The organism is Streptomyces shenzhenensis (assembly GCF_021462265.1).
Taxonomy (GTDB): Bacteria; Actinomycetota; Actinomycetes; order Streptomycetales; family Streptomycetaceae; genus Streptomyces; species Streptomyces shenzhenensis.
This window is the reverse complement of sequence record NZ_JAJONF010000047.1, coordinates 53,550-75,134: the sequence shown is the minus strand read 5'-3', so window position 1 is coordinate 75,134 and position 21,585 is coordinate 53,550. Positions and strand designations below refer to the sequence as shown.

General features: G+C 72.6%; 17 protein-coding genes and 1 pseudogene. 2 read left to right on the top strand and 16 right to left on the bottom strand.

Annotation, left to right across the window (positions count from 1 at the left end):
* A pseudogene (locus LQ326_RS38595) lies at positions 1-85 on the top strand (glucosamine-6-phosphate deaminase); the annotation flags it as partial.
* A 258-nt stretch (positions 86-343) separates the two neighbouring features.
* Positions 344-1,054: a phosphatase PAP2 family protein gene (locus tag LQ326_RS38590; RefSeq protein ID WP_234543741.1), complete on the top strand. Its 711-nt coding sequence runs from the start codon at positions 344-346 to the stop codon at positions 1,052-1,054.
* A 7-nt stretch (positions 1,055-1,061) separates the two neighbouring features.
* On the opposite strand, the gene LQ326_RS38585 is transcribed toward LQ326_RS38590, so the two are convergent.
* The 16 genes from LQ326_RS38585 to asnB are packed head-to-tail and all read right to left on the bottom strand — an operon-like array spanning position 1,062 to position 21,583.
* Positions 1,062-2,387, bottom strand: coding sequence for a glutamate-1-semialdehyde 2,1-aminomutase (locus tag LQ326_RS38585; RefSeq protein WP_234543740.1), 1,326 nt, complete (start codon positions 2,385-2,387; stop codon positions 1,062-1,064).
* A 7-nt stretch (positions 2,388-2,394) separates the two neighbouring features.
* Positions 2,395-2,946 (bottom strand): dTDP-4-dehydrorhamnose 3,5-epimerase family protein, encoded by a 552-nt coding sequence (locus tag LQ326_RS38580; protein ID WP_234543739.1) that lies wholly within the window; start codon positions 2,944-2,946, stop codon positions 2,395-2,397.
* Complete coding sequence (locus tag LQ326_RS38575) at positions 2,943-4,199, bottom strand: polysaccharide pyruvyl transferase family protein (protein WP_234543738.1); 1,257 nt, start codon at positions 4,197-4,199, stop codon at positions 2,943-2,945. Before LQ326_RS38575 ends, LQ326_RS38580 begins: the two co-directional genes overlap by 4 nt.
* Positions 4,196-5,143, bottom strand: coding sequence for a glycosyltransferase family 2 protein (locus LQ326_RS38570; protein WP_234543737.1), 948 nt, complete (start codon positions 5,141-5,143; stop codon positions 4,196-4,198). Before LQ326_RS38570 ends, LQ326_RS38575 begins: the two co-directional genes overlap by 4 nt.
* A complete protein-coding gene (locus tag LQ326_RS38565; RefSeq protein WP_234543736.1) occupies positions 5,140-6,438 on the bottom strand; it encodes an MATE family efflux transporter in 1,299 nt (432 codons plus the stop codon). The genes LQ326_RS38570 and LQ326_RS38565 overlap by 4 nt, the downstream gene beginning before the upstream one ends.
* Before the next feature lie 5 nt (positions 6,439-6,443).
* Positions 6,444-7,727: a DUF4910 domain-containing protein gene (locus LQ326_RS38560; protein WP_234543735.1), complete on the bottom strand. Its 1,284-nt coding sequence runs from the start codon at positions 7,725-7,727 to the stop codon at positions 6,444-6,446.
* On the bottom strand, positions 7,715-8,740 hold the full coding sequence (locus LQ326_RS38555; RefSeq protein ID WP_234543734.1) for an NAD-dependent epimerase/dehydratase family protein: 1,026 nt from the start codon (positions 8,738-8,740) through the stop codon (positions 7,715-7,717). Before LQ326_RS38555 ends, LQ326_RS38560 begins: the two co-directional genes overlap by 13 nt.
* Before the next feature lie 3 nt (positions 8,741-8,743).
* On the bottom strand, positions 8,744-9,391 hold the full coding sequence (locus tag LQ326_RS38550) for a PIG-L deacetylase family protein (RefSeq protein ID WP_234543733.1): 648 nt from the start codon (positions 9,389-9,391) through the stop codon (positions 8,744-8,746).
* Positions 9,388-10,182, bottom strand: a complete 795-nt coding sequence (locus tag LQ326_RS38545) for a sugar phosphate nucleotidyltransferase (RefSeq protein WP_234543732.1) — start codon at positions 10,180-10,182, stop codon at positions 9,388-9,390. The genes LQ326_RS38550 and LQ326_RS38545 overlap by 4 nt, the downstream gene beginning before the upstream one ends.
* A complete protein-coding gene (locus LQ326_RS38540; RefSeq protein ID WP_234543731.1) occupies positions 10,179-11,429 on the bottom strand; it encodes a class I SAM-dependent methyltransferase in 1,251 nt (416 codons plus the stop codon). The genes LQ326_RS38545 and LQ326_RS38540 overlap by 4 nt, the downstream gene beginning before the upstream one ends.
* Positions 11,426-12,667 carry a glycosyltransferase gene (locus tag LQ326_RS38535; RefSeq protein WP_234543730.1) on the bottom strand — a complete coding sequence of 414 codons (1,242 nt, stop codon included), beginning with the start codon at positions 12,665-12,667 and terminating at the stop codon, positions 11,426-11,428. The genes LQ326_RS38540 and LQ326_RS38535 overlap by 4 nt, the downstream gene beginning before the upstream one ends.
* Positions 12,668-12,669: 2 nt before the next feature.
* Positions 12,670-13,926: an O-antigen ligase domain-containing protein gene (locus LQ326_RS38530; RefSeq protein WP_234543729.1), complete on the bottom strand. Its 1,257-nt coding sequence runs from the start codon at positions 13,924-13,926 to the stop codon at positions 12,670-12,672.
* 13 nt (positions 13,927-13,939) lie between these two features.
* The gene (locus LQ326_RS38525; protein ID WP_234543728.1) at positions 13,940-15,481 is read right to left on the bottom strand and encodes a right-handed parallel beta-helix repeat-containing protein; all 1,542 of its coding nucleotides are present in this window, start codon (positions 15,479-15,481) and stop codon (positions 13,940-13,942) included.
* A gap of 8 nt (positions 15,482-15,489) precedes the next feature.
* The gene (locus LQ326_RS38520) at positions 15,490-17,433 is read right to left on the bottom strand and encodes an alginate lyase family protein (RefSeq protein WP_234543727.1); all 1,944 of its coding nucleotides are present in this window, start codon (positions 17,431-17,433) and stop codon (positions 15,490-15,492) included.
* Complete coding sequence (locus LQ326_RS38515) at positions 17,430-19,631, bottom strand: bi-domain-containing oxidoreductase (RefSeq protein ID WP_234543726.1); 2,202 nt, start codon at positions 19,629-19,631, stop codon at positions 17,430-17,432. The genes LQ326_RS38520 and LQ326_RS38515 overlap by 4 nt, the downstream gene beginning before the upstream one ends.
* Before the next feature lie 17 nt (positions 19,632-19,648).
* On the bottom strand, positions 19,649-21,583 hold the full coding sequence (gene asnB, locus LQ326_RS38510; RefSeq protein WP_234543725.1) for an asparagine synthase (glutamine-hydrolyzing): 1,935 nt from the start codon (positions 21,581-21,583) through the stop codon (positions 19,649-19,651).
* Positions 21,584-21,585 lie beyond the last annotated feature (2 nt).

Below are 21,585 nucleotides of genomic sequence, written 5' to 3'. Positions count from 1 at the left end.
GGACGAGGCAGCGGCTTCCCGGCTGAAGTTCGCGGACTACTTCCGGTACACCTTTGCCAACAAGCCTGACTGGCAAGGGATTTGAGGAAGGACTGGGCGGTCTGGAGGGGAGCTCCGCCCCCTCCGGGTCCCCCGTGCCCGACGAGGCTGAGCCCGTATCGGGATCTGCCGTGTTCTGGCACTGTTCGTCTGTCTCCGCGCGTTGTTTGGTTAGGGTGACCGGCAGAGGCCGATCCCGCTGCCCGCGGCCCGGGTGACGAGTTCGGGGATGCGCCGGAGACGACGGAGGGCTCGCGTTGGATCGGCTGGCAGGAGCGGACCTGGGAGCCGGCGCGGTGGGCGGGTGACCGGCAGGCCGGCGCGCGCGGTGCTGCCCCCGTCGCTGGGCGCGCGGTTCGGGCTGATCGCAGCCCTCGCCGCGCTGGTGGTGGTCGTACTCGGGGTCCTGTACGCCGGTCACAGCGAGCCCGGCAGGGTGGACGGGTGGATCATCGCGCCGACGGCGGACAGTGTGCGTCCGCCGTGGCGGCATGTCGCCCTGGCGCTGGACTTCCTGGGGGAACCCACGGGATCGGTGCTGGTGGTCGTGGTCTGCGTGGCGGGCTGCCTGCTGCTCCGGCGTCCCCGCGCGGCGGTGCTCGTCGTGGCCGGAACCGGCCTGACCGTGGGGACGACCACGCTGCTCAAGCACCTGGTGGGACGCACCATCCACGGCCCCGGCAACCTGTCCTACCCGAGCGGTCACACCGCCTTCTTCACCGCGCTCGCCCTCGTGGCGGCGCTGTTCGCGACCGGCCGGCTCGGCCTCGGCAGGACGGCCGGCACGTCCCTCGTACTGGCGGCGGCGCTGGTTGCCGGTGCCACCATGGGCTGGGCGGAGGTCCGCCTGGGCGCGCACTACCCGACCGACGCCCTCGGCGGCTGGTGCACCGCGCTGGCGGTGATACCGGCGACCGCGTGGCTGATCGACCGGACGGCCGACCTGACGACTGACCGGGCGGCTGACCGGGCGTCCGGGCGGCTGACCGGCGCGGGCCCGCGGGAGCGCCGCTGACAGCTCGTCACGCCAAGCGGCGGAACACGGGCTTCACCGCCCGCCCGGCCAGCCAGGGCGTGGGGTCGCCGGCGTCCAGTGCCTTCCGGTACACCGCGCATGCCTGGGCCACCACCTCGACGGTGCGGTCGATGTCCGCCTCGTCGAGTGCGCTGCTCACCACGAACGACGGGGCGAGCACCCCGCCCGCGAGAAGCCGGCGCAGGAACAGGGTGCGGTAGTGCTGTGAGGGCCGCAGGTTCTCGTCGAGGGTGGCGAAGACCAGGTTGCTGGCCCGGCCCCGGACGACGACGTGGTCGCCGACGCCCATGGCGGCCGCGGCGCCGCGGACACCCGCGGCCAGCCGCTCGCCGAGGACGTGCAGCCGCGCGGTGACGCCCTCCTCGACGTAGGTGGTCTGCACGGCCATCGCGGCCGCCAGGGAGTGCGTCTCCGCACCGTGCGTGGTGGACAGCAGGAACACCCGGTCGCCCGAGCCACGCAGTCCGCCCCGCTCCATCAGCTCGCGGCGCCCGGCCAGCGCGGAGACGGCGAATCCGTTGCCCAGCGCCTTGCCGAAGGTGGAGAGGTCGGGGACGACGCCGTACAGGCCCTGGGCGCCCGCCTCGGACCAGCGGAAACCGGTGATCATCTCGTCGAAGACCAGCACGCAGCCGTGCCGGTCGGCCAGTTCGCGCAGGCCGGCGAGGTACCCCGGCGGCGGCTCGGTGTGGGTGGCGGGTTCGAGGATCAGGCAGGCGACCTCGCCCTGGTACCGGGTGAGCAGTTCCTCCGTGGCGGTCAGGTCGCCGTAGGGGAAGGACACGGTGAGCTCGGTGGCCGCCGCCGGGATGCCGGCGGACATCGGGGTGGTGCCGATGAACCAGTCGTCCACGGAGAAGAACGGATGGTCTCCGCAGACGGCCACCCGCGGGCGCCCGGTGACGGCGCGGGCGAGGCGCACCGCGGCGGTGGTGGCGTCGGAGCCGTTCTTCGCGAACTTCACCATCTCGGCGGTCGGCACGGTGGCCAGGAAGCGTTCCGCGGCCTCGACCTCCACGATGGAGGGCCGGACGAAGTTGCTGCCGCGGCCGAGTTCCCGCCGTACCGCCTCGAGCACGCGCGGGTGGGCGTGGCCGAGGCTGACCGACCGCAGGCCGGACCCGTACTCGATGTAGCGGTTGCCGTCGACGTCCCACACGTGGGCACCGCTGCCGTGGCTGATGACCGGGGCCAGGTTCTCGGGGTACTGGTCGTCGCCCTTGGCGTAGGTGTGCGCGCCCCCGGGGACCATGGCGTGCAGCCGCTCGTTGGCGGTCCGCGACAGGGGCAGACGGAGCTCTTCGGTGTCCACGGGGACCTCAGCTTTCTCTGTGCTTCAGGACCTCGGCGAGGCTCGGCGCCTCCCGGTCCCGCTGGGACATCGACGCGACCGGCAGCGGCCACGGAATGGCGAGCTCCGGGTCGTCGAAGGCGATCGTCACGTCCTCGGCCGGATCGTGCGGGCGGTCGATCCGGTAGGAGGTGTCGGCGGTCTCGGTCAGGGCCTGGAAGCCGTGCGCACACCCCGCCGGGATGTACAGGGTCGCCTGTGTCCCGCCGGACAGCTCGAAGAAGGCCCGGCCCAGGTAGGTCGGCGAGTCCGGCCGCAGGTCCACGACGACGTCGAAGATCCTCCCGTACGAGCACCGCACCAGCTTGGCCTCGCCGGCGCCGGAGCGCAGGTGCAGTCCGCGCAGCACACCCCGGACCGAGCGGGACACGCTGTCCTGGACGAAGGCGCCCGGGTCGAGGCCGACCGAGCGGACCACGTCGGCGTCGAAGGTGCGGCAGAAGAAACCGCGCTCGTCGGCGTGCGGCGTCGGCTGGAACAGGTACGCCCCGGCGATCTCCGGGACTTCGATGGCTTTCACGGAGACTCCTGCCGGGCGGGGACGTGGGTGCGGTCGGGGGCCGGGAACGCCGGGAACGCCGGGAACAAGGCCGCGGTCAGGGCGGTGAACTGGTCGTCGAGTTGCCGGGCGGCGGCCCGGTTCCGCTCGGCGAGGGTCTTCCGCAGCTGAGGCGATCGCTTCTCCAGCTCCCGGAACTGCTCCAGCAGCCGGTCGGCGTCGACCTCGCGCACCGGGTGGCAGTACGCGCCGAGGCCCATCCGGGCCATGAGCGCGTCGCTCTTCGCCGCATAGCTGAGCGCGAGCGCGGGCGTGCCGGTCTTCAGCGCGCAGATCAGGTTGTGGTACCGGACCGCCACCACGGTGTCGGCGGCCGCCATCTCCTTCATCAGGTCGGCCAGTGAGGCCGACTCGGCGGCGGTGACCAGCGGTGAGTCCACCGCGTCGAGGATCGCGGCGACCACGGAGGCGTCGCACCGGTCGCCGGTGAGCAGCCGGACGGGCCTGTCCTCCGCGACCAGCGTGCGCACGAACCGGATCGTCCCGTCGAGGTAGCGCCGGTATATCTCCTCGGCCCGGGCTCGGTCGTCGTTGCCGCCGTGGAAGTCCATGACGCCGACACAGACCCGCCCGGGCGGGCCCGAGGGCGTGTTCGCCGGCGGGGTCGGCAGGGCGAAGGCGAGGTCCGGGTAGACCTCGTCGCGGGCGGTGTCCACGCCCATCGCCCGCATCGCGTCACGCGACTGGGGGTCCCGGTAGGACCGGTAGGCGGCCAGCCGCGCCGACCAGCGCACCAGGGCCCGGGTGGGCCGGTTGCCGATCTCGGCGGCTCCGACGCTCACCAGCCCGACCGGGGTGCCGAACAGCCGGCCGCTCGCGCAGAGCAGGAACAGCGCGTACGGGAAGCCCCAGGGCCGCAGCGGCAGGGTGGCCTCCAGGACGCCCATGCCCGGCACGATCACCACGTCGTGCCGGCGCACCCAGGCGGCCGTGCGGAAGACGTCGACGAGTTTGCCGAGCCCTTTCGCCGCGATCGCGCCCGCGCGGGACGCGGTCCGGTACTCCGCGCGGTTCCAGTGCAGCCGTGTGGCGGGGATCCCGAACCGGGCCGTCACGGCCTCCGGTCCGCCGCACAACGCGTCCACGACCGCTTCCGGGTGCTCGTCGCGCAGGTACCCGAGGACGGCTTCGAGCGACCCGTCGTTGCCGAGGTTGCCGGAGCCGAGCAGGCCGAACACCCCGACGCGCACCGGAGTTCCGTCCGCCGGGGTCATGCCGGCCTCCCCTCGCGGCCGGCGACGAGGGCGTCGACGGAGACCGTGAGCAGGGCCGGATCGACCGGGGCTCGGTCCTCGACCCGCTCGCCGGCGCCCGGCCGGACCCGGCTGGTCAGCCACGCGGCCAGGTGGCCGTAGCAGGCGCGCCGGTCGGCCGGGGACAGGGGCGCCCGCCGGATCGCCGAGGCGAAGCCCCAGACGTACTCGGCGAGCAGCCGGGGCGTCGGGTGCAGCGGGCCCGCCCGGCGCGGGTCCAGGTTGACGCACCGGGAGCGCTTGGACGGGTTCGCCCGCTCCGCGCGGGTGGGGTGGTCGCGGCGGAAGTACAGCAGCTCGGGCACCTGGTGGAAGGGCCCGTGCAGGGTGATCTCGGCGACGAACGTGCGGTCCGCGTGGTGGTAGCTGTCCATCGGTTTCACCCGGCGCAGCACGTCGGCCCGCAGCACCCCGTAGAAGTCGTCGCCGCCCGGCTCGAACAGCAGGCTGCGGAAGCGCTCCGGCGCATGCGGCGAGTCGGTGGCGAGCGTGTACTCGTAGGGGACCTTCACCTGGCCGTCGCCGTCGATGACCGCCTGGCCGGTGTGCGCGAGGATCACCTCCGGCCGCTCGTCCAGCGCCTCCACGCAGCGCCGCAGCAGGTCGCGGCCGTAGAGGTCGTCGTGCGAGGCCCACTTGAACAGTTCGCCGCGGGACTCGGCGAACACGTGGTTGTGGTTCGGCGTGGCGCCGATGTTCCGGGGCAGCCGGTGGTACCGGACGCGTGAGTCCCGCGCGGCGTACGTGCGGCAGATGTCCTCGGTCCCGTCGGTCGAGGCGTTGTCGGAGACGACCAGTTCGAAGTCCTCGTAGGTCTGGCCGAGCAGGGCGTCGAACGACTCGGCCAGGTACTCCTCGCCGTTGTACACGGGCAGGCCGATGCTCAGCCTGGGTCGGGCGGTCATGGGGTCCTCACTTCGGGGATGGGGTTGTGGTGGTGCTCGCGCAGGGCGGACCGCAGGTGCAGCCACCACACGGCCGAGCCGCTGACGGTCGCGGCGGCGACGCCCCAGGCCGAGCCGGCCGTACCGGCGACGACCGCCCCGCCGAGCCCGCCGCCGACGTAGCAGGCGGAGGCGAACAGCTGGCAGCGCAGGCTGCGCCGGGCCGCGCCGAGCGCGCGCAGCCCGGCCGCCGCGCCGGTGCCGAGGCCCGCTCCCGCGACGCTGAGGGTGATCTGCACGAGGAGGTGCGAGGAGGAGTGCCAGACACCGCCGAGCGCCAGTTCGCCGAGCCGGCCCGGCATCAGCAGCAGCGCCGACCCCCAGAGCAGCGCTCCGGCGGCCTGTCCCCCGCCGAGGAGGAGACAGAACCCGCGCAGTCGGTGCGGGGCCTGCCGCAGCACCCGTGCCGCCTCCGGGACGGTGACCAGCGAAAGCCCCATCAGCACGGCGAGGAACGGGCCCATCAGGAGCTCGGCGCCCCGCACCGCGCCGACCGCACCGACCCCCACGATCGCGCCGAGCCCGTAGGCCCGCAGCTGGCTCGCGCCACTGAGGCTGACGTTCTCGACCAGGTAGCGGTAGCCGAGATCACGCTGCTCGCGAAGCCAGCCGCGCGCCTCGGCCGGCCGGGGCCGGATGCCGGACTGGAGGCAGCCGTACCCCGCCGCCACCGTGGCGGACGCGCCCCAGGCGAGCACGAAGGCGGCCACGGTGTCCACACGGGCCGCCACCACCATGGCCGGGACGAGCGCGACACCCCACACGACGTCGTTGACGAACGCCTTGCGCCCCGCGCCGGCGGCGAAGAACGCGAACCGCCAGGCGTCCTGGAGCAGCAGCCCCGGCAGCATGAGGGCGAGGGCGGCGAACGCGGGCCCCACCCGGCCGCCGAGACCGAGCCCGGCCGCCAGGCACACCGCGCCGATGGCCGCGCCGGCCCCGAGTGCGGTACCCGTCGAGCGGGCCACCGCCCCGCGCCAGGACGCGTCCGGCACGCCGCTGAAGCGCACCACGAGCGGGTCGGTGGCAAGGCCGCGGGAGACGTTGAGCACCACACCGTAGGTCACCCAGGCCAGGCTGAACACGCCGAACGCGGTGACCCCGAGTGAGCGGGCCACGTAGATGCCCACCGCGAAGTTGCTGATGCTGGAGGCCGCCTGGTCGGCCAGTCCCCAGGACAGCCGGCCGACCAGGGCCCGCTTCGCGGACCGGGCCGGTCGCGCCGTCCGCTGCGGTTTCTCCCCCTCGGTGGTCATCGGCCTCATGCCTTGATCAGCCCGGCGCCGAGCAGGGCGCCGGCCGCGCCGGCGACGGTGTCGAACGGGAGCCCGGACCGCTCGGCGACGTCCAGCAGGCTGTGCTCGCCGTCGGAGAGGTTGAGCACCCAGAGCATGGCCATCTGGGCCTGCTTGGTGTCGCTGCGGCCGCCGAGCGCGTCGTACAGTCCGCGCCGGCCCAGCTGCGGTTCGCCGTAGGGACTGAGGTTGAGGTAGCGCCGGTTGCGGTCGAGGACGGCGAAGGCCTCACGGCAGACCGCGAGGGTGTCCGCCATCGCCGCCGGGGAGACGAAGTCCAGGTCGTCCGCCGAGGTGTGGTACTCGGGGTAGCCGGCGTACGGGGTCCGGGTGAGCGAGCCCACGCCCAGATTGAACCCGGGCGAGCAGAACTGCCGCTCGTCGTAGCCGTACGGAGTGAACTCGGTGATGCGGTGCGGCCGTTCGGAGGCGGCCAGCACGTGCCGCAGCACCCGGTCGATCTCCGCGTCGCCGCGCCTGCTCTGCTTGTACGTCAGCGGGCCCGGGTCTCCGGCGCAGGCCAGCACCAGGCCGTGCTTGACCCGGTCCACCCGCTCCGCGTTGCGGGCCAGCCAGGTGATCGCCCCGATGGTGCCGGGCGCGAACAGGAACCGGTAGGTGTAGTGCGTCGGCTGCTCGGCGAGGGCACGGGCCAGGAAGGTGGCGACGGCGATGCCGGCCAGGTTGTCGTTGGCCAGGGACGGGTGGCAGACGTGGCAGGAGACGATGACCTCGTCGGCGACCTGCCCGGGGACCACGTACTCGGCGTAGGTGAGGTGGCCGTCCGCGAGAGTGGAGTCGATGCGCACCTCGTACTCGCCGTCCGGCAGCGCGTCCAGGGTCTCCTGCGCCAGGCAGAACCCCCATTCCGGCTTGTAGTAGCTGGTGCGGTAGGGCACCCAGGACGGGTGGTCCGGCAGGGTGTGCAGGTGTCCGCGCAGTTCGGCGAGCGGCATGGTCGCCGACACCGGCACGCTGTAGCCGAGCACGTGCAGGCTGGACGCGGCGAAGTCGACGACCCGCCGGCCGGCGGTGTCGGCGATGTACGCGTCCCGGATGTTCCACTCCTGCGGCACCGTCCAGTCGAGCACCTGGGTCCCGGTCGGCACCTCGTGCACCTGCAGCGGGATGTACTCCCCGACGATGTCCAGGGTGGCGCGCACACCGTCGCCGGTGATGCTGCGGCAGAGCGGGTACATCCGCTCCACCAGCGCGTACATCTCCTCGCTCACGTCGGTCACCGGCGCCACCGCAGGGTGTCGTCGACGGTGCCGGCGTCGGAGGCGGCGCGCAGCACGGCGAGCCGGGTGAAGCGCTGCTCGAAGTCCTCCCGGGTCAGCCCGAAGGTCCGGTAGGCGTCGGCGAGTTCGAGGGCTCCCCGCTTCACCGTCCACTCGCAGTCGAAGCCGGGCACCGCGGCGCGGAACCGGGAGAAGTCCACCCGGTAGGACCGCGGATCGGCACCGGTCTCCCCGGTGATCACCACCTTCGCGCCCGACACCGCCTCGGCGACCTGATCGGCGATCTCCGCCACCGTGACGTTGTTGGTCTCGCTGCCGATGTTGAACGCCCGGTCGTGCACCGCCTCGCGCGGCGCGCTCAGCGCGGCCGTGAAGGCGCGTGCGATGTCGGCGGCGTGCACCAGGGGCCGCCAGGGGGTGCCGTCGGAGAGAACCAGCACCTCGCCGGAGAGCAGCGCGTGCCCCACCAGGTTGTTCAGGACGATGTCCGCGCGCAGCCGGGGCGAGAAGCCGAAGGCGGTGGCGTTGCGCATGAACACCGGGGTGAAGTCGCCGTCGGCGAGTTCGTGCAGGTCGTCCTCCACCCGCACCTTCGACTCCGCGTACGGCGTCACCGGGCGCAGCGGGGCGTCCTCGCCCACCAGGTCCTCGCCGCCGGCGGCGCCGTAGACGGAGCAGGTCGACGCGTACAGGAAGCGCCTCACTCCGGCCTCGCGGGCCAGCCGGGCCAGCCGTACGGACGCGTGGTGGTTGATGTCGTAGGTGAGTTCCGGCGCCAGCGAACCCAGCGGGTCGTTGGAGAGCGCGGCCAGGTGGATCACGGCGTCGACGCCGGCCACGTGCTCGGCGGTGACGTCGCGCAGGTCCACCCGGTGCCCCGGCGGGTCGGCGGGCGCCGGGCCGAGGACGCAGTCGGCGAAGAGGCCGGAGTCGAGGCCGACGACCTCGTGCCCGGCGGCGGCGAGGACCGGGGCCATGACGGTGCCCAGGTATCCCTGGTGTCCGGTCAGCAGTACGCGCATGGTTCAACCCCCCAGGTTGAGCGTGAGTTTGGTGACGGCGAACGCTTCGGCGTATCGCTCGTGGCATTCGATGCCGCGGATCCGCGCGAGGCCGAGGAAGGCCTCCCGGTCGTACCAGGGCCGGTGCCGCTGCGAGGGGTAGTGCTCCTGCAGCAGCCGCACCTTCTCCTCGGCGGTCTCCGGCGACAGCGGCTGGTACGCCGTCATCGGGCCGAGGTCGCCGTCCCACTTGACGATCTCGTAGCCGAGCACGAGGTGGTCGCGGAAGGCGGTGGGGATCAGCTGCGCCAGGCCGCGGTGGTCCTGGTGCGCGTCGTCGGTGCGCGGCGCGAGGACCAGCTCCGGCTCGGTCTGTGCGCGCAGTTCCTCGACGGCGGCCTTGGCCTCCTCCCAGTGTGCGGGCAGCCGGCCGTCCGGCAGTTTGAGCACCGTCAGCCTGAGGTCCGCGCCCGGGCAGAAGGCGGCGAGCGCGGACCGCTCCTCCTGCTCCCGCTCGCCGCCGCCGCCGGAGAGCACCAGCGCGTCGACCCGGATGCCGGGCCGCGCGAGGCACAGCGCCAGCAGCGTGCCGCCGGCGCCGATGGCGATGTCGTCGCAGTGCGCGCCCACCGCGACGATCCGGTCCGGGCGCCCGGCCCCGAGCCGTATCACGCGCTCGTCCCGGCGTTGTCCCGCTCCCACACGGCCCACGGGCGGTCGCCCCGGGCGTAGGCGGTGTCGAGCGCGGCGCGCTCCTTCACGGTGTCGGTCGGCTTCCAGAAGCCGCGGTGCTGGTGCGCCACCAGGCGGCCGCGCTTGGCCAGTTGGGCGCATCCGTCGGCGACCAGGTCCCCGTTCTCCGGTATGTGGTCGAAGACCTCCTGGCGGAGCACGAAGTAGCCGCCGTTCTCCCACAGCGGCAGGTCGCTCACCGCGGTGATGCCACCCACCAGGCCGTTCTCGCCCAGCTCCACGCAGTGGAACGAGGACTGCGGCGGCACCACCATCATCGACGCGCCGGCGTCGCGGGCGGCGAACCGGTCGATCATCTCGTCCAGCGGGGCGTCGGTGAGCACGTCGGCGTAGTTGGCGAGGAACATCTCGTCGCCGTCCAGGTGGTGGCGCACCCGGCGCAGCCGCTCCCCGATGGGTGACTCGATGCCGGTCTGCGCGAACGTGATCGTCCAGTCCGAGATGTCGGTGGACAGCAGCTCGGTCCTGCCGCCGCGCAGCACGAAGTCGTTGGACGCCGTCTCCTCGTAGGTGAGGAAGAACTTCTTGATGTGGTCCGCCCCGTACCCGAGGCACAGGACGAAGTCGGTGTGCCCGAAGTGCGCGTAGTAGCGCATGACGTGCCAGATCAGTGGTCTGGGGCCGACCATCGCCATCGGCTTGGGCACGTCGTCGGAGGTTCCGTTGCGCATCCGCATCCCGTAACCGCCGCAGAACAGGACGACCTTCATGCTGTGACCTCTTTCGACGCGGCCTCGACAATGCTCAGTTCCGGGATGGGAAAGACCAGCCGGCCGCCCCAGTCGTGGACGAAGGACAGCTGCTCGGCCAGTTCGGCGCGCAGGTTCCAGGGGAGGACGAGCACGTAGTCCGGCTTGTCGGCGGCTATCCGCTCGGGCGGCAGGATCGGGATGCGGGTCCCCGGGGTGAACCTGCCGTGCTTGTAGGGGTTGCGGTCGACCGTGTACGGGAGCAGGTCGGGGCGGATGCCGCAGTGGTTGAGCAGGGTGTTGCCCTTGCCGGGGGCGCCGTAGCCGACGACCGTCTCACCGCGCTCGGCGGCCTCGATGAGGAACCGCAGCAGGTCCCGGCGCACCTTGGCCACCCGGGCGGAGAAGTCGGTGTACCCGGACAGCTCCCGCAGCCCGGCGGCCTTCTCCCGGTCCAGTACGTCGGCCACCCGCCGCGTCGGCTCGCCGGCCACTTCGGCGGGCCTGGCCCACAGCCGGACGGAGCCGCCGTGCGTGGGCAGCAGCTCGACGTCCACGAGCGCAAGTCCGCCGCTCGCCAGCGCCCGGGTCGCGGAGGCGACCGTGTAGTACTGGAAGTGCTCGTGGTAGATCGTGTCGTACTGGTTCTCCTCGATCAGGGTCAGCAGGTGCTGCACCTCGACGCAGACCCAGCCGTCGTCGGCGACCAGGGCGCGCAGCCCCCGGGTGAACCCGACCACGTCGGGGATGTGCGCGTACACGTTGTTGGCGACGACCAGGTCCGCCGGGCCGTGCTCGGCGCGGACGGCCGCGCCGGTGTCCGGGCTCAGGAACTCCGTGAGCGTGGGCACACCCGCCTCCCGGGCCGCCGCGCCGACGTTCACCGACGGCTCGATGCCGAGGCAGCGGATCCCGCGGTCCACCACATGCCTGAGCAGGTATCCGTCGTTGCTCGCGACCTCGACCACGAAGGCGTCGGTGCCCAGGCCGAGGCGCTCCACGGCGCCTTCGACGAACGTACGCGCGTGCTCCACCCAGGAGGTCGAGTAGGAGGAGAAGTACGCGTACTCCTTGAACGTCTCCTCCGGCGTGATCAGCGGAGGGATCTGCGCGAGCCAGCACTCGGTGCAGACCCGCAGGTGCAGCGGGTACGCCGGCTCCGGCTGATCCAGTTGGTCCGCGGCGAGAAAGCTCTCGCATGGCGGCGTCGCCCCGAGGTCGACGACGCTCGCCATCGCTTCCGAGCCGCAGAGTCGGCATCGTGTCATCTGCTGTCCCCATCCCCCCTGCTCGCGCGGGTCTGCCCGGCGCGAGCCTGTGCTGACCGATCCGCGATCGCGGTGCGGTACTCCTCCAGCAGGCGCTCCAGCCCGACGGCCGGGCTGAATTCCCGCTCGTAGCGGCGGCGGGCCGCCTGGCCCATCTCCCGGCCCAGGGCCGGCTCGGCCGCGATCCGGCGGATGCCGGAGGCGAGCGAGGCGGGCTCGCCCGGCCGGTGCAGCAGGCCGGTGACCCCGTCCTCGACGAGTTCGACGAAGGCGCCGTGGCCGGCCGCGACGGCCGGGACCCCGGCCGCCATCGCCTCCACGACCACCAGGCCGAACGCCTCCAGCCACGTCGAGGGAGCCACCACGGCGACCGACCGCGCGACGGCCTGCCGGCACTCCGCCGTGTCCAGCAGGCCGACGTAGCGGACGTCGGCCCGGCCCGCCGCCCAGGCGGTGACCTCTCGCTCCAGCGGCCCGGTGCCGGCGATCACGAGCGGCACGCCCACCCCGCCGCTCGCCGCGATCCCGTCCCACGCGGCCATGAGCAGCCGTATGCCCTTGGCCTCGGCCAGCCGGCCGAGGTAGAGCACGTGCTCTCCCCCGCCTTCCCGGCGACTGCCCGGGTCGGGAACGAAGTTGTGCTTCACCGCAAGCCGCTCGGCGGGCATGCCGGACCGCACCAGGACGTCCCGCTGGGCCGCGGAGATGCAGAGGAACCGCTGTACGCCGGACCACCACCGCCGCCGGTTGGCCGACAGGCTGATGGCGAGCGGCACCGTCGCGAGGCGGGAGTTGCGGTAGCAGCCGTGCCGGACGGCGGGCAGCGGGGCGGAGCCGACGCACTCGGTGCACGGCCGGCCGTCGCGCTGCAGTGTGCCGGGCGGGCAGACCTGGGTGTAGTTGTGCAGCGTGGCGACGGCGGGCACCCCGGCGTCGGCGCAGGCGGCGAGGACCGCGGGCGACAGGAGCGGGAAGACGTTGTGGACGTGCACCACGTCCGGCCGCTCGGTGCGCAGCCGGGCGGCGAGTTCCGTGCGGACCGCCGGGTTCCACGGCACGAGGAGCGGGACCGCCGCCTTGCCGAGGAGGGACCGGGCGGCGATGTCGTCGCTGCGCCGCTCGAACACGTCGACCCGGTGACCGGCCGCGCGCAGCAGCGCCACCTCCTGGTCGACGACCTTGTTCTCCCCGCTCGGCTGCGCCGAGGCGTAGCGGTTGTGCACCACGAGGACGTGCATGCTCAGGTCACCTCCGGCCGTCTGGGGAGTTCGGGCGTCGAGCGGGGTGCCGCCGCGGCGGGTGCCGCCAGCAGCGAGGCGGCCAGGGCCAGATGCAGCAGATACGGCGAGGCGTCGCCGAGACCGGCCTCGGTGTACGAGGCGATCGCGCAGTAGCTGATCAGGAAGATCGCGCAGGCCCTCTCCAGCGACGGTGGCCGCAGCAACGCCACGCCGCCCAGCACGACGATGATCACCGCGACGAGGGTGACGCCGATCAGACCCTGCTCGTTGTAGACGGCCAGCCAGCTGTTGTCGATCGGCAGCCCGCCGAACGACTTGTCGCCCAGGCCCACGCCGAGCACCTGCTCCGAGGTCGTCCGGGGCGCGGCGAGCAGGGCGTCCCAGACCTTGGCCCGGCCGGTGAGGCTGGAGAAGTTCTCCTTGCTCTGTCCGCGCAGGAACCAGGTCTGCAGGGCGGAGGCGAACCCCACGGCGGCCACCACGGCGCACAGCACCGCCCAGGTGAAGAACCGGCGGGCGGCCGCGCTGGTCAGAAGGAGCGAGCCGATCGCCAGTGCCAGCCCGGTCAGCAGGCCGAGCGTGGCCGTCCGGGTGTGGGTCAGCGCGAGCAGTACGAGGGACGGCACGATGACCACCGCGGCACTGGTCCGGTCGGTCCGACGGCCCATCACGAGCAGCACCGTGAGCCCGGTGATCACCGCCGCGTACTGCCCGATCTGCGGCGGGGTGAGCGGCCACAGGGCGCCGACCAGGCGTCCGCCGTAGAGGTCGGGCAGGGCCGCGCCCGGTGAGACGACCAGGCCGGCGGCCACCGAGCCGAGCACCGCGAAGTACGCCCGGATGTGATGGCGGACGAACGTGAGGCCACCGCCCCACCAGCGGGTGAGCAGCCACAGGGTGCCGACGAAGAGAGCGAGCCGGAAGCAGCGGAACAGCGCGCCGAACCCGGACTCCAGGTTCGCGCTGGAGATCACGCTCGTCACCAGCAGCAGGGTGAGCAGGAGCAGGTAGGCGCTGGCCCGGATGCGCAGCCGGAGGTTGACCGTGAGCGCCAGCGCGAACGCGGCGACCAGGGCGCCCATGGTGACCATCTGGATGAGGGAGCGGGGCAGCGGGACGATGGTCTTCGCCCCGGCGGAGCCGAGCGTGTTGAGAACCAGCAGCCCCCAGACGACGCCGACGGTCCTCGGGGTGCCGGCGGGGCCCGGTACGGTGCCGGACCGTGTGTCCGGCTGCGTGTCCGGCTGTGCGTTCATCTGTGCGTCCATGTCAGCCACCGGCCCGTGGGTCGAGGGTGCTGCCCGTGTCCTGCCGGTAGTCCGTGCCCTGCCACTCGTCGAAGTCGAGCACCCGGCTCGGGTCGTAGGCGGCGAACTGCCACGGTCCCAGGTAGACGTTGTCGTGCCAGTGGTTGTCCTGCTTGTGCGTGATCGCCTCGGCCACCCTCTCGCCCTTGTACGGCGACCAGTCCGGATAGGTTCCGTAGTTGGACAGCACCGCCATGCGGTCGCACATCTGCGTGCACTGGACCACGGACTTGTCGAGCACGAAGCGGTTGCCGTGGATGTCCACCCGCTGGGTCTTCCACCGGCAGTCGGCGTAGAGCGGTGCCTTGTCGATCGCCGGCTTCACGCAGCGGCCGGTGTTCTTCACCAGCAGCGTGCAGTCACCGGAGGAGGTGTTGGCCGGACTGTTGCAGAACCGGTCGGCGTTCTCCCACAGGGTGATCCCGGACCAGTTGTTCTCCAGCACGTTCCGGTAGATCTCGATCTTGTCGGTGCGGGCCCTGATCCGTGGTTCGCCGCCGGACTCGGACAGGTAGATCGTCGCGTACGGGAAGGTGTCGCCGCGGTCGGCGTACCTGCGCCCCTCGACCCAGTTGTTCCGCCGGAACGTGTTGTCCCGGATGACCGCGTTGTAGCTGGTCTCATAGATCAGCGCGGCACCGTCGTTGGCGTCGAGCACGTTGTTCTCGATGAGGAAGTCGTTGTTGTCGGTGTCCGCCCACAACCCCGCTCCGTGGTTGCCGTGCACCCAGTTGCCCCGTATGTCAGCGCCGTCGACGGCCCAGAACTTGACGCCTCCGGTGCAGCCGCAGCCCTGCTGCCGCCGCTCCCAGTCGTCGGTGTTGTTGCCCGTGATCTCGTTGTCCTCGACCACCAGGCCGCTGATTCCGCCGCCGTTCTTGTAGGCGTTCATTCCGTACTGTCCGTTGTCGCGCAGGCAGTTGGCGCGGACCCGCTGGTGGGCGCCGGCCATCAGCCCCGCCCCGGAGTTGTCCTGGATCGTCGTGTTCTCGATCACCCACCCGTCGGCCGAGTCGTGGTTGACCACGCCCTCGTTCTGCGGTGCGACGAAATGCTGCACGGTCAGGTAGCGGACGGTGACGTCGCGGGCGGTGCCCGAGAACGCGTACTGGTTCTTCTTCCCGCCGTCGAGCACCGCGCCCGGCGCGCCGAGGTAGCGGTCCCCCTTCTTGGGGATGACCTGGGCGTAGCGGTCCGGGGCGAGCCTGTGCTTGCCCGGTCGGAGCCAGAACGTGGTGTTCGCGGGGCTGCTGCTGGTCTTCGCCGCCAGGTCACCGACCACCGCGGGGTCGACCGTCACCGCGCCCGCCGGCGCCTTCGCCGGTCCGGTGACCGGGCCGGCGCACACCCGGGCCACGGATCGGGCCGCGGACGTGGACGTGGACGGTGCGGCGGTCGGCTCCGCCGCCGGGTCACCCGGCGCGCTGTCGCAGCCGCTCGCCGTCAGCAGGGCCAGCGCCAGCGGTGCCGCCGCCCACGCCCAGTGCCGTCTCCTGATCCCCACGCGCCCCCCTAGCCGCCGAACCTGAGCACGGTGGTGAACCCGTCCGCGCCGTCGGCGGAGCCGGTGCCGACCAGCGTCGTGGTGGGTTCCTTGCGCCCGAATCCCGCGGAGTACCAGCCCAGCGGCGGGTCGGTCTCGCCGCGGTGCGCCCGCCAGGACAGCTCTGCGGGCAGGTCGAGCACGGCGGAGCGTCCCTCGCCGTCCCGGATCCAGGTGAGTGCCGCCCGGTTCCCCACCAGGTCCGCGGCGATCGCCGGGCCGAGGTGGAACGCCAGCCGCACGGCCCGGCGCGGCCCTCGCACCTCGTCGACCACTTTCAGCTCCTGACCGGCGGCCGTCAGTTCCACCCGGCGGCGGTGCACGGAGCCCTGGTACCCGTCGTGCTCGGCACACCAGCGGGCCACGCCCTCGCCGGACGGGTCCGCGGCCAGGACGCGGGTGCGGGCCTGCCGGGTCCACAGGAACGGGCCGCCGGAGACCGACTGGTCGGCGCCGTCCAGTTGCAGCGTGTTGTGGCCGAGGGTCGACCGGAAGTACTGCCGCCACCGGGGCTGCCCGTGGTAGCAGTACGTCCCCGGGTCGGCGAGCACGTCGATCCCGTCGTGCCGGACCTCCACGGACAGCGCGTCCGCGTGGGCGTGCGCGGCGATGGACAGGAAGCCGTGCGGACCGCCGTCGCAGCGGCACCAGATCTCGCCGGGGCCGCGCAGGATCGTCATGCCCGCGTCGGCGAAGTGCGCCGGACGGACGGACGGTCGGCTCACGGACAGTTCAACGGGTTTGACGAGCGCGGCCAGCAGCGGAGTGCGCACATCGGTGCCGGCCACCGCCGGCCACCAGGCGAGCCGGCCGAACACGGCGTCGCCGGTGGCCAGCAGCGAGGCCCAGCGGTCGGTGCCCGCGCCGTCCACGACCAGCCCGTGCCCGTCGTCCGCGTCCCCCTGGCGCGGCGGCCGCAGCCGGCTGTCCACGACGGCCGCGAGCGCGTCGGTCATCCGCAGCAGCACCAGCCGGACGGACGGCGGGACCGGTACGCCCGCGGCGTCCGCCTCGGCCACCGCGGCCAGGCCCAGTTCCAGCACCAGTCCGTGGTACTCGGTGGCCAGCTCACGGTTGAGGCCGGAGGGGAAGGTGTTGCTTCGCAGGTGCCGCTCCAGTGACCGCAGCGCGTCGGCCCGCCAGCGTCCCGAGGAGGGGAACCAGCCGAACGCGCAGGCCGCCGCGAGCTGCCCGGCGGCCTCGGCGACGACGTGGTTGTTCGCCGAGGACCCTCGGCTGGGGAAGGCGGCCAGCCAGCGCTGATGGTGCCAGATCTGGTTCAGCGCCACCGGGTTGTCCTCGAACAGCCCGGCCGCGCCCGGCCAGTCGTCGAGCAGCCGGCGGATCCACACCCAGGACAGCAGCCGGATGCCCAGTTCGATGCCGCTGATCCAGTGCACGCCGCGCAGCGGCGGGTTGGCCGTCCACCACGACCGCAGATGTCCGGCCACTCGCTCGGCGTACCGCTCGTTCCCGGTGATGGCGTAGGCGGCGGCGAGCACCGTGAGGTACTGGTGCCGGGACAGCTCCCAGATCTGCTTGATGTCCCCGACCGCGTCCTCGTTCCGGTACGGCACGTCGAAGGCGTAGCCCCCCGGCGCCCGGCGTCCGGTCTTCGGGTCGCACCACCAGTCCGGGTCGGTGAGATCGTCGCGGACCACGCCGAAGTACTCGACGTGCCCGTACATCAGCCGGTCCGCCTCGGCGACGAGACGTTTCGCGGCGTCCGGTGACACCGCGGAGACCGTCCCGGCGGGCAGCACGGCGGTGAACCGGGCGCCGGTGACGTCCGGGCAGTCCGGGCGGACGGACCGCCACCGCCGTCTGCGTACCGTGTCGCCCGCCCGGCCGGCGACCTCCCGCGGCCCCATCCGGGACAGGCGCCGCAGGTACCAGCCCGCGCTCATGCTCATCGCGCCCTCGCCAACGTCACCGGCGCACCGGCGGCCAGGCCGGCCTGTACGGCGAGGGTGGCCGCCGTGGTCGCGACCAGTGACTGGAGCGGCACCGGCATCGGCCCGCCGGTCCGCACGGCCTTGACGAACGCGGCCAGCTCGGCGTTCTGGCCCTTGTCCCGGGCCTTGGGCAGGCGCGAACTGACCCACCGCTTGCGGCCGTGGACCGAGGCACGGACGAAGTCGTCGAGCCGCAGCACCTTGCCGTCCGCGACCAGGTCCAGCGTCTCCTTGGGGAAGCCGGGCGCCCCGGTGGTGACGTAGCTGATGGTGGCCGTGGACCCGTCCGGGTAGCGCAGCACGACCTGCAGGTCGTCGTTGCCGGGCGTGGCGGCCGCGTAGACCGAGACCGGGTCGGCGTCCAGCAGCCAGCTCGCCGTGTCGACGAAGTGACCGCCCTCGCCGGCGAACCGCGAACCCTCGGTGCCCTGCTGGAGGTACCAGCTGCCGTGTTGCAGCCGGCCCGCGTTGACCAGGTAGCGCAGGCTCGCCGGGCCGGTGCGACCGCCGAACCGCTCCCTGGCCTCCTGCAGCAGCGGCGCGAACCGGCGGTTGAAGCCGACCTGGAGCCGGTCGTTGCCGGACTCCTCCACCGCCGCGAGTACGCCGGCCAGTTCGTCCTCGGTGAGGGCCAGGGGCTTCTCCACGAACACCGTCTTGCCGGCCAGCAGTGCCTGCCGGGTCAGTTCGGCGTGCGAGCTGTGCCGGGTGACCACGAACACCGCGTCGATCGACTTGTCGCCGAGCACGGCGTCCAGGTCGGTGGTCGCCTGGGCGAAGCCGAACTTCCGCTGCGCGTTGGCCGCGGAGAGCGCCGTCGTGGTGACCACGGTCGACAGCTCGACGCCGTCGCGCCGTGCCAGGTGCGGCAGCAGCATCGACGTCGCGTAGTTTCCCGCGCCCACGAACGCGAGGCGCACCGGTCCCGTCGCCGGGCGGGCCGGCGTGGACGCCGTGCCGCCGGGCCGTCTCACCTCGGGCACGGCCACCGCCGGGGCGCCGGCTTCTCGCGTTTCCCGCGCTTCCTGCGCGTGTCCGGGGTACCGGAACAGCACGGCCACGGCCTTCAGCTCGCCGTCCTTCAGACGCCGGTACGTCTCGACCGCGTCCTCGAAGTCGGCGACGTGGGAGACCAGGGGCTCCACGTCGACGCTGCCGCGGGCCACGAGGTCGAGGAAACAGGCCAGGTTGCGGCGCTCGGTCCAGCGCACGTAGCCGATCGGGTAGTCGCGTCCCTCCAGCTCGTACTCCGGGTCGTAGCGCCCGGGGCCGTAACTGCGGGAGAACCGGACGTCGAGTTCCTTCTCGTAGTACGCGTTCCACGGCAGGTCCAGGCGGCACTTGCCGATGTCGACGACCCGGCCGCGGTCCCGGCTCAGCCGGGCGGCCAGCTCGACGGGCTGGTTGCTGCCGCCGCCGGCGGCCAGGTACACCTGGTCCACGCCATGACCGCCGGTGAGGCCGGCGACGGCGGCCTCCACGGCCGCGGACGCCGGGTCGCCGCAGGCCGCGGCGCCCACCCGCTCGGCGAGCTCGCAGCGCGCCGGATCGGGGTCGACGCCGACGACGCGGACTCCCGAGGCCGTGAGGAGCTGCACCACGAGCTGCCCGATCAGGCCGAGGCCGATGACCAGGGCCACCTCGCCGAGCTGCGGCTCGCCCTGCCGGACGCCCTGCAGCGCGATGGACCCGACGGTGCCGAAGGCGGCGTGCCGCGGCGCGAGGCCGTCGGGGACCGGGACGCAGAGGTTCTTCGGGACCCAGTTCAGCTCGGCGTGCAACGCGTGCTCGTTGCCGGCGCAGGCCACCAGGTCGCCGGCCTTCACGTCGTCGATCCCCGCGCCGACCTGCTCGACCACCCCGCACAGCGAGTAGCCCAGCGGCGTGTAGGAGTCCAGCTTGCCCATCACCTTGCGGTAGGTGGCGGGCACCCCGTTGGTGGCCACGCTCTGCATGACCTTGGCCACCTGGTCCGGCCGTGAGCGGGCCTTGCCCAGCATCGACATGCCGGCCTCGGACACCTTCATGAGCTCGGTCCCGGTGGAGATCAGCGAGTAGGCACTGCGGACCAGCACGCCGCCCGGCTTGCAGCCCGGCACCGGCACGTCGAGTACCGCCAGCTCCCCGCTCTTGTAGTTCTGCACAACCTGTTTCACCCGAACTCCTCTGATTCCTAAGCCGTCAACCGAGTGCTCTGGCCCGCCCCAGAGGTCGCCTCGCGATACCAGTACTCAAGGGTCAGCACGTGCCACAGATGCTTGGAGTAGTCCCGCTGCCCGGCGGCGTCCTCGGCGACGAGCCGCGCCAGCGCGTCGCGGCGCAGGAACCCGGAGCGGACGAGCAGGCCGTCGTCGACCACCTCGCGCACCAGCGGTGCCAGGTCCCGGCTCATCCAGGCGCGCAGCGGGGCGCTGAACAGGCCCTTGGGCCGGTACACGATCTCGCGGGGCAGGACCGAGGCGGCCGCCTCCTTGAGGACGGCCTTTCCCTGCCGTCCGACGATCTTGCGTTCGCCGGGCACGGCGAACGCCGCCTTGACCACCTCGACGTCCACGTACGGCACCCGCACCTCGGTCGAGGCGGCCATGCTGGAGCGGTCCGTGTACGCGAGGTTCAGTCCCGGCAGGAACATCCGGGCGTCGGTGAGGCACATGCGGTTGACGAAGTCGTCGAGGTCGTTGTCCCGGTAGACGTCCGCGTGCTCGGTCAGCACGTCCTCGACGGTCCCGGCCAGGTCCGGGTTCACAAGGGCGAGCAACTCGTCCTGGCCGTACATGGTGTAGCTGCGCCGGAAGGCGGTCTCCTCCGGCAGGTCGGCGAAGGAGAGGAACCGCTTCGCGAAGCGCACCGACCGGTAGCCCCGGCGGCTCGTCGCGACCGGCAGCCGGTCCACGGCCCAGGACACCCCGCGCCGCAGGGGCCGCGGGACGCGCTGGTAGCGCAGCGCGATCAGGTTGGCCAGGTGTTTGCGGTAACCGGCGAACAGTTCGTCCGCGCCCATCCCCGACAGCATCACCTTCACCCCGGCCTCTCTCGCGGCCGAGCAGATCAGGTACGTGTTGATCGCGGCGGGGTCGCCGATCGGCTCGTCCAGGTGGTAGGTCATCCGCGGCAGCAGGTCGAGCACGTTCGGCGCGATCTCGATCTCGTGCAGGTCGACGCCGAACCGCCCGGCCACCTGCCGGGCGTAGCGCAGGTCGTCCGGCATCGCCTCGAACCTGGCGTCCTCGGCGCGGAACCCGATCGTGTAGGCGGAGATGCCTGGTTGGTGGCGGGCCGCCAGCGCGGTCAGGTAGCTGGAGTCGAGGCCGCCGGAGAGGAAGGTCGCCACGGGCACGTCGGAGAGCAGGTGGCGCCGGGTCGACTCCTCGACGACGGCGGCCAGGTCCGGCCGTTCGCCGGCCCGGGCCCGCTCCCGGCCCTCGGCGGCGACGTCCTTCAGGTTCCAGAACCGGCCGCGCTCCACCCGGCCGTCGGGCCGGCATCTCAGCCAGCTGCCCGGTGGCAGCTTCTCCGCCTCGCGGAACGCGCACCGTGAGTCCGGCACCCAGTAGTACAGCAGCGAGGCCACCAGCGCCGCGTCGTCCACCTGCAGCGACCGGCCGGTCGCGACGGCGAGCGCCTTGAGCTCGGAGGCGAACACCAGGCCGCCGCCGCGCCGGAGCAGGAACAGCGGCTTGATGCCGAGCTGGTCGCGGGCGAGCACCAGGTCACCGGTGCGTTCGTCGAAGACGCCGAACGCGAACATGCCACGCAGCCGGGGCAGGCAGTCCGTGCCCCAGCGCCGCCAGGCCTCCAGCAGCACCTCGGTGTCGGAGGTACCGCGAAAGCGCACCCCGGCGGCCGACAGCTCGGCACGCAGCTCGGGCGCGTTGTACAGCTCGCCGTTGTACGTCAGGACGAGGCCGCCGGAGACCATCGGCTGGGCGCCGGTGTCGGACAGGTCGATGATGGCCAGCCGGCGGTGCCCGAGGTGCACTTCGCCGTCACCCACGGGGTGGCTGTACCGGCCCGCCCCGTCCGGACCGCGGTGGGCGAGGGTGTCGGTGAGCCGGTCGGTGACGACCTTGCCGTCCGGCCATCGGTAAGTGCCTGTGATGCCACACATGT

Bases quoted from the DNA above. Each gene is read 5' to 3' on its own strand.
- LQ326_RS38575 (WP_234543738.1), bottom strand. From the start codon at position 4,199: ATGACCCCGGCGGACGGAACTCCGGTGCGCGTCGGGGTGTTCGGCCTG.
- LQ326_RS38535 (WP_234543730.1), bottom strand. From the start codon at position 12,667: ATGCACGTCCTCGTGGTGCACAACCGCTACGCCTCGGCGCAGCCGAGC.
- LQ326_RS38565 (WP_234543736.1), bottom strand. From the start codon at position 6,438: ATGACCACCGAGGGGGAGAAACCGCAGCGGACGGCGCGACCGGCCCGG.
- LQ326_RS38540 (WP_234543731.1), bottom strand. From the start codon at position 11,429: ATGACACGATGCCGACTCTGCGGCTCGGAAGCGATGGCGAGCGTCGTC.
- LQ326_RS38555 (WP_234543734.1), bottom strand. From the start codon at position 8,740: ATGCGCGTACTGCTGACCGGACACCAGGGATACCTGGGCACCGTCATG.
- LQ326_RS38520 (WP_234543727.1), bottom strand. From the start codon at position 17,433: ATGAGCATGAGCGCGGGCTGGTACCTGCGGCGCCTGTCCCGGATGGGG.
- LQ326_RS38570 (WP_234543737.1), bottom strand. From the start codon at position 5,143: ATGACCGCCCGACCCAGGCTGAGCATCGGCCTGCCCGTGTACAACGGC.
- LQ326_RS38530 (WP_234543729.1), bottom strand. From the start codon at position 13,926: ATGAACGCACAGCCGGACACGCAGCCGGACACACGGTCCGGCACCGTA.
- LQ326_RS38545 (WP_234543732.1), bottom strand. From the start codon at position 10,182: ATGAAGGTCGTCCTGTTCTGCGGCGGTTACGGGATGCGGATGCGCAAC.
- asnB (WP_234543725.1), bottom strand. From the start codon at position 21,583: ATGTGTGGCATCACAGGCACTTACCGATGGCCGGACGGCAAGGTCGTC.